The sequence below is a fragment of the Kitasatospora sp. NPDC059973 genome (assembly GCF_042737525.1).
Lineage (GTDB): Bacteria > Actinomycetota > Actinomycetes > Streptomycetales > Streptomycetaceae > Kitasatospora.
In genome coordinates this window covers 17,591-27,187 of record NZ_JBHWUI010000115.1, presented here as the reverse complement: position 1 = coordinate 27,187, position 9,597 = coordinate 17,591, and the positions used below count along the sequence as shown (strand labels likewise).

The 9,597-nt window shown below is 73.0% G+C and carries 9 protein-coding genes; 4 read left to right on the top strand and 5 right to left on the bottom strand.

The genetic code is table 11. From position 1 onward, the window contains the following. From ACFWA9_RS27165 to ACFWA9_RS27155, 3 genes are all read left to right on the top strand, one after another. The coding region (locus tag ACFWA9_RS27165) for a VOC family protein (protein ID WP_380390415.1) at positions 1 to 175 on the top strand (175 nt) is incomplete at its 5' end. 169 nt (positions 176 to 344) lie between these two features. Then, positions 345 to 1,457, top strand: coding sequence for a hypothetical protein (locus tag ACFWA9_RS27160; protein ID WP_380390409.1), 1,113 nt, complete (start codon positions 345 to 347; stop codon positions 1,455 to 1,457). A 956-nt stretch (positions 1,458 to 2,413) separates the two neighbouring features. Beyond that, a complete protein-coding gene (locus ACFWA9_RS27155; protein ID WP_380390407.1) occupies positions 2,414 to 3,277 on the top strand; it encodes a hypothetical protein in 864 nt (287 codons plus the stop codon). Between the two features lie 748 nt (positions 3,278 to 4,025). Here the strand turns inward: ACFWA9_RS27155 and ACFWA9_RS27150 are convergent. The 5 genes from ACFWA9_RS27150 to ACFWA9_RS27130 form a co-directional block, all read right to left on the bottom strand. Further along, on the bottom strand, positions 4,026 to 4,595 hold the full coding sequence (locus ACFWA9_RS27150) for an Asp23/Gls24 family envelope stress response protein (protein ID WP_380390405.1): 570 nt from the start codon (positions 4,593 to 4,595) through the stop codon (positions 4,026 to 4,028). A 515-nt stretch (positions 4,596 to 5,110) separates the two neighbouring features. Beyond that, positions 5,111 to 5,377 carry a DUF4235 domain-containing protein gene (locus ACFWA9_RS27145; RefSeq protein WP_380390403.1) on the bottom strand — a complete coding sequence of 89 codons (267 nt, stop codon included), beginning with the start codon at positions 5,375 to 5,377 and terminating at the stop codon, positions 5,111 to 5,113. Further along, the gene (locus tag ACFWA9_RS27140; protein WP_352292540.1) at positions 5,374 to 5,691 is read right to left on the bottom strand and encodes a hypothetical protein; all 318 of its coding nucleotides are present in this window, start codon (positions 5,689 to 5,691) and stop codon (positions 5,374 to 5,376) included. Before ACFWA9_RS27140 ends, ACFWA9_RS27145 begins: the two co-directional genes overlap by 4 nt. Positions 5,692 to 6,417: 726 nt before the next feature. Next, positions 6,418 to 6,789 carry a hypothetical protein gene (locus tag ACFWA9_RS27135; protein ID WP_380390413.1) on the bottom strand — a complete coding sequence of 124 codons (372 nt, stop codon included), beginning with the start codon at positions 6,787 to 6,789 and terminating at the stop codon, positions 6,418 to 6,420. A gap of 351 nt (positions 6,790 to 7,140) precedes the next feature. After that, the gene (locus ACFWA9_RS27130; protein ID WP_329485116.1) at positions 7,141 to 7,518 is read right to left on the bottom strand and encodes a nuclear transport factor 2 family protein; all 378 of its coding nucleotides are present in this window, start codon (positions 7,516 to 7,518) and stop codon (positions 7,141 to 7,143) included. 330 nt (positions 7,519 to 7,848) lie between these two features. On the opposite strand from ACFWA9_RS27130, the gene ACFWA9_RS27125 reads away from it, so the two are divergent. Continuing rightward, positions 7,849 to 9,123, top strand: a complete 1,275-nt coding sequence (locus ACFWA9_RS27125; protein WP_380390401.1) for a serine hydrolase domain-containing protein — start codon at positions 7,849 to 7,851, stop codon at positions 9,121 to 9,123. Positions 9,124 to 9,597 lie beyond the last annotated feature (474 nt).

Below are 9,597 nucleotides of genomic sequence, written 5' to 3'. Positions count from 1 at the left end.
GCCGGTCACACCCGACATGAGCGTCGAGGTGGACGACGTGGACGCGGCCTACGCGCTCATGCGGGAGAGCGGTGCCGAGATCGTTCACCCCTTGCGGGACGAGGAGTGGGGCGTACGACGGTTCTTCGTCCGCGACCCCAGCGGGCGCGTGGTCAACGTGCTGGGTCACCGCTGACGGTGCGTCCCGCGCGGCGACCGGGCCCGTCCCGCCAGGCGCCGCGCGGCACCGCCCGGGCGTGCCCGGCACCGCCCGGGATCCGCGGATCGCGTAGACAGGGTGACGGGGTGTCACTAGTGTCCCACCGCAGGGGAGTGGAGTCGCTCGAAGCGGATGGGGGGCAGTGGTGTTCACGGTTGCTGGGCAGCGCTACACGGCACAGGAACTTCTCGCCAGGATCGCGGGGTTGGCGGCGGAGAAGGGCAGCGACGTGCTCTGGCACGCCGGTTATGTCGCCGCACTGCCGGAGCTGGCAGAGGCCGGCCGGACGGAGTTCTCCTCGCTGGACGCCGTCCTGGTGAGCCTGGGCGGCTGCCTCGTCGGCGGTGACGGCTACGCCTACGCCTACCGGGGGCAGGTCGACCTCACCGCGCGCAGCATCCTCGCCGGAAGGCCCGTGTTCGAGAACAGCGGTCGGGACAAGACGTTCAACCGCCTGAACTGGGTGCAACAGGGGCACGGGGACGACGCCTTCCTTCGGCTGCGCACCGGCAGTTCGCCGTACAGCGCGGTGCGCGACCTGGTGGACCACTCCGCCGCCTGGACGCTGGACTGCGCCACGTTCGTGCAAGCCGTCCAACTCGGCGCGTGGGCCGAGGCGGTCGGGAGCGACGCCTTCGACCGGCGGGTCGCGCGGCCGTTCGATCTCAAGGAGCACGGATCCACCGGGCTGACTCACCGCAAGCTCTGGTTCAGGGACTCGCAGGGCGCCGAGTTCCGGTTGCGCACCCCCGCTTCCGACCGCCTCCGAACACTTGAGCCCGTCGTCGACACGGACGAGCCGCAGTTGCTGCGCCTGGCTCCGCCGGGGAGCCGGGTGGCGTTCGTCAACGCCGACCCGAAGGCCGAAGGCAGCGACTTCGAGCGGGAGAACACCGTCAAGCTGCCCGACGGCACCTACGCCTCGCACCCGTTCGGCATCCTCTCGGCCGCGGCGACGAAGCGGGCGCTCGCACAGCAGACCGTGCTGCGCTACGGCGACGAGATCGACGCCACGCTGGCCCGCGCGGTGGCCGGCGAGCACGACTCGATCGGTCCGGACGAGGCCCGCTCCGCACAGGAGGAACTGGACCGGCTGCTCGCCCTCGACGACCGGGGGGCCCTGGTCACGTGGATCATGGACCACCGGATCTGGACGGAGAACCTGCTGTACGACGACTTCGACGAGTACGTCCACGACCTGCTCTACCTCGGCGAGGTGGAGATCTACACGATCACCCCGGAGAGCACCGCCCGGTAGCGGCCGCCGGGCGGCGGTGCGGATGACGGCTCAGCGGGCCACCTCCGCGGGCGTCGGATCTGTGACTCCCGCGGTCCCTGGCGTTGGAGTGATCGGGCCGGGTCGCGGGTCGCGCGCGGTGTGACGTTTCAGCTGTCCAGCCTCCACCGCCGACTCCGGCCGATCCTGGCTCGGTGCCGGGAGGGAGGCGTCCCGGAAGGGGCGCCGCGTCGCTCGCCCACTCCGAGATGCGCCCGCGCCGCTGACGTGCGTGGGCGGACCGCCGCCGTTCGACCGTGACGGTGCCGTGCGGTGCTCGCGCATCGTGCGCCGTGCGTGCCCGGCCGGCCCCCTGTACGGCGGAAGCCCGCTTATCGGCGCCGCGGAGGAGCAGGAGGCGCCGGACGGTGGGAGCGGGATCCCCGTGGCGACCTCAGGGGCCGCGTGGTCGGACTCGCAGGGGCGGCCACGTACTCGGAGGTCCGGCGCGTGCGATGGCAAGCGCTTCAAGCACTTCATCGAGAAGCGCAGCACCCCCCCGCCGCTCCTGCGGCGGGGGGGGGGTGCTGCGTCGTGTGCCGGTGGAGCGGCCGGGCCGCCGCCCCTCGCCCGGGGCCGGTCCGCGAACCGCACGAGGACCTTACGGCCGAGCAGGGTGCCGCGAGCAGGATGTCGCAGGGCCAGGATGCACCGAACGCGTCCGTGCACTCCCGAGGAGAGCGCCACCGGCGCATGACCGCACCATGATCCAGTACGAGGAACCAGCCAGTACGGCGTTCGAGGCCAACATCCTGTCCACGCCGAGGAATTCAACCGACTGGTCCGCGGTAGAGCGACGCTCTGCGCCCCCGCGAGCCGTAGCCCTGACAGCCCGCCGCCGCCTCGTGAGGGTTCGGGCCTGCCGAAGGACGAGATCAAGCAGTTGATCATATGTGGTGGGAGTCCGATAAGGTGTCCCGCTGTCTGGGAGGGCGTACATGAACGAAAAGGCGCGGAACCTCATCCCGTGGGTAGTGCTCGTGGCCGCGGTCGGCGGCCTGGTCACCTACCGGAATCCGTGGCTCGACCCGAACCGGTCCGATTCTCCGGGGCCGGCATCTGCCGCTGGGCCCGCCTTCTCGGCCTGGCCTCCGGCCCCGGCCCTGCCCACGACTGCGCCGAGGCCGACGACCGACGCGGCGCTGCCGGGCGGCGGCACGTTCATCGGGAGCCGGTGCGGTACCAAGAACTTCCACCACTTCACACCGCCGGTCACACCTGTCCCCGAGCCCACCGGCCGGGGCGAACGGCGGGGTCGCCGCACACCGGGCCCGCAGCTGGTCCTCGGCTCCTACGGCTTCGGGCGACACGGGGTCGACGACCAGGGGGAGTTCACCATCGATCTGCTACTGGGCCCCGGCACGGAGCGCGAGCTCGAACTGTCGGGCCCGCTCGGCCCGGAGGGCGTGGCCGTGGAGATCGAAGGACCCGAGGGGATCGTCGGCGGTGCGTACGGCCTGCCGGTCACGCTCTCCGATGACGAGGTCCCGTCCCCGGAAGGCAAGGTCCGCATCACGCCGGGCAGCGGCGGATCGGCGGGGGTCACGCTCCCCGCGCAGGCGCTGTGCCCGGGGTACGACGGCTTCGCGCTCCAGCGGGTGCTCGTGGCACCGCTGGACTCGTCGAACACCATCATCGGCGACCCGCCCTACCGGCTCACGGTCTCCATCTCCGACCCCGCCGTCGGCGCGCTGCGACGCGCATCCGGATCACCCCTGACCGGCGACGTCCTGAGCGCGGACAACCGGATCGACCCGGCGCAGGGCTCCCCGGCCGACGGCCCCGCGCGGGCGGCGGTCTGAGTTCCTCCCGAACCGCCCCTGCGCCGCACCGGCGGGGGCGGCGCGTGGCTGGGTGATCAGCGGGCGTGCGGAGGGTGATCGACTCCTTGGTGCAGCTAAGTGGTTGCGCTGGGTGGCCTCTCCAGCGGCGCCGCGGCCGGCCTGCCCTGCCGCCGTCCTCGGCGCGGTGGCCGCACCGGGCGGAGCCGCGCACGCCGCCCCGCTCGGTGCGGCCACCGGGGCCCGAGGCGGCGAGTCGGCCGTGTCGGGCCTCCTGGGCGGCCTCGCCCGCTTCCACCACCAGCGCCTCGACTGGCGCAGCTGCGTAGCCGGGCCCCGGACGGCCAGGAGGGCGCGGATCTTCAGAAGGCCGGGGCCACCCGCGCCGACGTCACCGTCCAGCTGCCGGCCCGGCTCCACCCGCCTGCTCTGCTCTGCACCGCCGGGCTGGCCCGACCGCGTCCTCACGCCACGGCTCTGGCCCGCCACCCACTGGGAACGTTCGGCGAACGCCTCTCCGACCACGTTCCCGCCGGACAACCACGACGATGTCGCCCTCCTGGCCATGCGCGTGCCCTGCCGCTGGAGAGAGGAGGCTCAGGGGCCGTCCGTGCCTGCGCGGGCGGCCGGTCGTTCCTGCTACTCGGTGCTCGAAGCCGGCCCGGGGAGTGCGGGAGCGGGCCTGCGGTGATCGGGCCGACCGGGACCGGTCGACCGGGCGCCCGGACAGGCCGTACGGGTGGGCCCCGGACGGCCCCGAGGGGCCGGGTCAGATGACCCGTGGTGTCTCGCCCGCCGCCGGGAGGTCGTCCTGCGGCAGGTGGACATCGGTGACGCGGACGTTCACCTCGACCACCTCCAGGCCGGTCATCTGCTCCACTGCGGCGACCACGGCGGCCCGGAGAGCGTCGACCGTGCGCGGGATGGAGAACCCGTACTCCGTCACGACATCGAGGTCGACGGCGGCCTGCCGTTCGCCGACCTCCACCTCCACCCCGCGAGCGGGGTCGTTCCGATCAGCGCCCCCGTGATTGCCATGGGTGAGCGAAGGCCCGCCGCCCAGCCGGTGGACACCCGGAACCTCGCAGGCGGCGGTGGCCACGATCCTTGCCACCGCGCCCTTCAGAAGGGTCGTTCTGCCGGCGGGCGGCCCCGAGGCGTCCTGCTGCCGTACCGCGGCCACGGGACCGGGGCGCTTCGGCCCGGGGCGTCCGGGCCCGGTACCGGGCGCCGACGGGGGCTCGGCTGCTGCGGCCGCGTAGTCGCCGGGGGGCGTGGGGGCCGTCGTCGCGGGTTTCTGCACCGCACCGCTGCCCGCCGGGTTGGTGGGATAGGTCATCATCGTTCACCTGCCTGCACCTCGTGGCCGACCGTACCGGCCGACCACCGAGCACCTTCCCACCAACGGGTGGACCAACCCTGGTTCGACCGGCGACCGGCGACCGGCGACCGGCGACCGGCGATCGGCGATCGGCGACCGGCGATCGGGGTACCGTGGCGCCGGGAGCAGGGCGGGCGGCTGAGGTTCGGCTACTGGAGATGGCCGAGCAAGGCCGGCCTCGACTTCTTCCGAGCCCGCCGACAACACGCCGCGTGCCATCCCGAGGGGCAGCAGGCGCAGAACGCCCGGTGCCCGCTCGTGCTCGACGCCCCCGCTTGTGCTTCCCTCCCTGGTGGAACCAGTGGAATCAGTGGAACCAGTGGAAGCGGGTTGGCCCGGTGTCCGGCCGGTGGGGTCGAGGCCCCGTTCACGCCCGGCCCTCGGCCCGGGCGTGAACGGGGCGACCGCCGGGGGTCGTAGGGCTCGGCGCGAACCGGAGCCGGGGGCGCGTTCCAGCTCGAAATTGCCGTGGTTCAGGCGGGCCAGGTGCCCGTCAGGCGGTGGGTGGCGGCCGCGCCTCCCCGTTCGACGGCGGCCTTCACGGTGCCGAAGATCGCGCCCTGGAGGGCGGCCGCGACGAGTATCTCCAGCCAGGTACGGTGCTCGTCGGTCGCGTTCGGCGCGTCGTCGTCGTGGCCCACGACCTTCCAGGTCTGCTTGAAGAGGGCGCCGGCCAGGAGGCCGGCGGATGCGCCCAGCAGCAGGCCGACCGGCCTGTAGGCGATCTTGGCGGCCTTCACCGGCGCCGTCCGAGCAGGCTGCGGAGCAGGACCACCGCGAGGACGGCTGCCGCGGCGGCTGCCAGCAGCGGCGACCGGTTGGCGCGGGCGGCCCCCACGGCCCGGCCCGCCTTCGAGCGGACCTGCGCCGGGGTGTGGTCCGCCGCGACACGCCCGGCATGCGCCGCCGTACCGCGGGCCTGGGCCGCCAGGTTTCCGGCGCGGTCCAGGACATCCTTCGGGGCGTGGTCACGCATGGTCCGGGCGGTTTTGGTGACCGTGTCGCGAACCGCCTCGGCGGCATGCGCGACGGTCTCCTGTGCCGGGTTCTTCACAGCTGTCCCCTTTCGTCGGCGAGGGCCGGGTGCGTGGCCCGCCCGTCGGCGTCCGATGTACGGCCGAGTCCTCCGCGGGTGCGGCTGGGCCGGTACAACCCCGGCTACCCCCGAACGCGCCGCGCATCCGCCTTTGTTCGGCGCGGGCGGCCCAGGTGATCCCGTTCGGGTGGAAACCGGGTCGTGGGATGACGGGGTATCGGTGGCGAGGTATGTCCGAAGCGGACGGTTTCGCCGCCGCGCCGTGGCTGCCCCGCGACAACGCCCTGCTTCTCCAGCGCCTTGCGCAGTGCCCGCACGGGGCCGCCGCTCAGCTCCCAGAGGATGCGCAGGCTCCACCGCCACCCGAACAGGTCGAGTGCGGCCATCAGGGAGAGGTCAGCGGTCGAACCGCGAACTGGTCTGCCTGGCTGCGGCGTTGGCGTGACGTGGAGTGTGCCGTCGGCGGCGCGGGGGCGGCAGTCCGACCGCCGTTCTGGACCGGATCATAGGCAGCGCTGAGAGGCGATCTCAGCTTGATCCCCGACCTCGAGGGCCAGGCGCGCTTGGAGCGCGGGTTCGCGTTCGATGGTCTCGCCGACGTCATGGCGGGGCGCTGGCTTGCGGTTCTTCGAAGTTAGTTTCGGCACGCTGGCCGGGGGAGCGGGGCGTCGGCGCGAATGTCGCGGACCCCGCGGGGGACCCGGGCCGGTCAACTCCGCAGCGGGCAAAGGGCAGCGGGCAGCCTCAGCCTGCGCGTCGGCGTGCGGAGACCAGCCACCGCCAGCGTCGACGCTCCGTGAAGAGGGTGGCGGCGGCCAGTACGGTCACGAGGGCCGCCACCCAGGCGGGCCAGGCCAGCCACGAGGAGACCACCGCCGCCGCGAGCTGGAGCAGTACCAGCAGGATCGTGGCCCAACCCGGCACCGCGACGACCACGTTGGCTTTGTCCCCCGGGGTGGAGAAGAACGTCGGAAGGCCGATCAGGGCCAGTACGGAGAGGGTGGCAAGCAGCCACGAGTGGTCGGCCAGCGCCCAGGGGGTGGCCACCCAGGCGACGAGTTCCGTCGAGAATCGGAGCGCGGACGCAACGCGGTCGTCCGGGCGTTCCGAGGTCATTGCCCCGGCAGCGGTGTCGGTCACCTGCGGACGATCCCACGGCGCGTGGCCGACGGCCAGGGGTTCGGGGCGCCGCCGCCGCACCCCGGCTCCCCGCCCGTCCCCCGGAAGGGTGCGGCCCGCTGACGCTCAGGCGGGTGAGGGAGCCGTTCTCCACCGTCCCTGCACGGGCGGTGGTGGCACCGCCCGTGTGTGCCTGGGAGATGATTCTGGCCGTTCGGCTGTCCGCAGTGAGAAGGGCATCGGCTGGGGCGGACGCCGCCTCAACATCGCGGCCTGAGCGACCGCGAACCTCAGCCCCCGAACGCCGACGGGGCACGTTCAGGAGAAGGACAGCGACAGAAGGACGACTCAGGAGGCGGACGGCTCGATCTCCCCCGCAAAGACGATGAACTGGTCGATGAGGCTCCGCCGTAGATGGACGACGTCCGTTCCCGCCAGGCGGGGGCCTCCATCCGGCGTGGTGAAGACCCACTGGTACCGGGCCCACTCGTCAGGCATGTCCACCGCCGAGCAGCGCACCATCGTGCCGCTCCCCGCCGGGTGGCGTCGGATGTCCAGCACGAACCGCTCGACTGCCGCGATTCCTTCGCTGCGACCCAACGGTCCCCAGAAGACCACGTCTGAGGTCAGGGCCCGGGAGAGCAGGGCAGTCACATAGCTGTCGTCCGAGGTGTTGAACGCGGAGATGAACGTGTCGATCGCGGAGCGTGCCGTCTCTTCCTGCATCCCCCAGTAATACCAGCCATGGCGCGTGCGCTCATCCCGCGAGCCGCCTTCCGATCACGGTGGACCATCCCGGTCGCAGGACGAGCGCTGCGACGAAGCGTTCCACCGCAACGGCGGGGGCGCAGAAGGAAGGGGGGTGCCGCTCGGGGCGGGGCGTCGGGCTCCGGGAGGACGGGTGGGTGGGACCGCGGTCCCGGAGGTGTCATCCCGGGGGCGCAGCGGCGAGGGGGCGGTCTCGTCCTGTGCGCGGACGACCCTCATGGGCGGTGGGTGGTTCGCTGGAAGCCACCCGGGAGGCCCCGGGAACCCTCCATCGACAGGAGTTCCTTCGTGAACGAGCGTGTGTCGCCCCGGTTCCGCCTCCGTCCCCGACCCGGCGGGCGGGCCCGCACAGCGGTGGCCGTCATCGCCGGCGCACTGACGCTCGGCACGTTGACGATCGGCGTGCCGACCTCCGCCACGGCGACTCCGGCCGCCACGGCGTCCTCGGCCGCCACGGCGTCCCCGGGCTCCGGGGCTTCCACGGCCGTCGCCGCTGACCCGGCGACCGTCGGTGACGCCGCGTCCGCCTCGCGTCGGCCGGACGGAGTCCAGCAGCGGTTGGAGGCCCTGGTGAGGGACTTCAAGGCTCCGGCCGCGCTGGCCACCGTCACCGGCCGGGACGGCCGGACCCGCCGCTACACGGCCGGAGTCGGTGACCTGACCACCGGGGCGAAGGTGCCGGTGGACGGCCAGGTGCGGGTCGGCAGCAACACCAAGGCCTTCACCTCGGTGGTCTTGCTGCAACTGGTCGGCGAGGGCAAGGTGGGGCTCGACGCCTTCGTCGACACCTACCTGCCCGGCCTGCTGCGCGGGGACGGCATCGACGGACGGAACATCACCGTCCGTCAGCTCCTCCAGCACACCTCGGGGCTGCCCAACTACACGGAATACCTGGAGGGCGACCGGCTGGACCGCTACTACGAGCCCCGGGAACTGCTCGACCTCGCGCTCGCCCACACGTCCGACTTCACCCCTGGCGACGGCTGGAAGTACAGCAACACCGGGTACCTGGTCGCCGGGATGATCATCCAGAGGATCACAGGCCGGCCGGTGGGAGAGGAGATCACCCACCGCGTCATCGACCGGATCGGTCTGCGGCACACCTACTTCCCGGTCCCGGGGGACACCACCGTGCACGAGGCGCACCCCGAGGGCTACGACCGGCTGACGCCGGGCGGCCCGCTCACCGACGTGACGCGGCAGGACATGTCCTGGGGTTGGGCCGCGGGGGCGCTGGTCTCCACGAACACCGATCTGAACCGGTTCTACACGACGCTGATCGGCGGCGGCCTGATCGCCCCGGAGCTGCTCGCGCAGATGCGCACGACCGTCCCGGCGGACGAGCACCTCGGCCAGGGGGCCCGCTACGGGCTGGGTCTGATCAGCTTCCCGCTGACGTGCGGCGGCGTCTACTGGGGCCACGGCGGTACCCTCCCCGGCTATGTGACCCGCGGCGGCGTCACGGAGGACGGCCGCGCCGCCAACATCGCGGTGACCACCGTGCCCGCCGTCGAGGCCAAGCCGCGTATCGCCGCCGACGTGGACGCGGCCCTCTGCCGGTAGACCGGCGGGAGGGCCGGCCCCCTTCGTACCGACTCCCGGGGGATTGGCCCCCGCCTTGACGAGGAGAACGGGGCGGCGGCCCGGATCCGGACGTGGCACCTGCCCGGCCTTCGACCGGATCGTGTGCGCCTGCGAGGTGATGGCCACATCACACCGCGGTCGCTGTCCCGGGGCCGGGTCCGCGGTGAGGACCACCTTCGGCTCCCGCTCCCCCCGTCCGGATGGCCAGTGCGGTGCGGCCCCGGCCGCACCGCACCCGGCCCTGCACCGCACCCCTCCCGCGCAGCCTCCGGGCTGCGACCCGGGTGCCGCGCGGTGAGAACCCGCGGGTGAGGGCGAGAAGAGCGGACCCGCTCAACCGTAGGGTCGACCGGGCTCCAGGGCGGCGGCGCGTCATCCGGTGCCCCGGGCTGCGGCACCGCCGTAAGGCGCACCGCGGCCGTAGGCATTCGTACTCGGGTGGGTGGGGCTGCT

Coding starts and splice junctions, on each gene's coding strand:
- ACFWA9_RS27155 (WP_380390407.1), top strand. CDS start 2,414: ATGAACGAAAAGGCGCGGAACCTCATCCCGTGGGTAGTGCTCGTGGCC.
- ACFWA9_RS27150 (WP_380390405.1), bottom strand. CDS start 4,595: ATGACCTATCCCACCAACCCGGCGGGCAGCGGTGCGGTGCAGAAACCC.
- ACFWA9_RS27135 (WP_380390413.1), bottom strand. CDS start 6,789: ATGACCTCGGAACGCCCGGACGACCGCGTTGCGTCCGCGCTCCGATTC.
- ACFWA9_RS27130 (WP_329485116.1), bottom strand. CDS start 7,518: ATGCAGGAAGAGACGGCACGCTCCGCGATCGACACGTTCATCTCCGCG.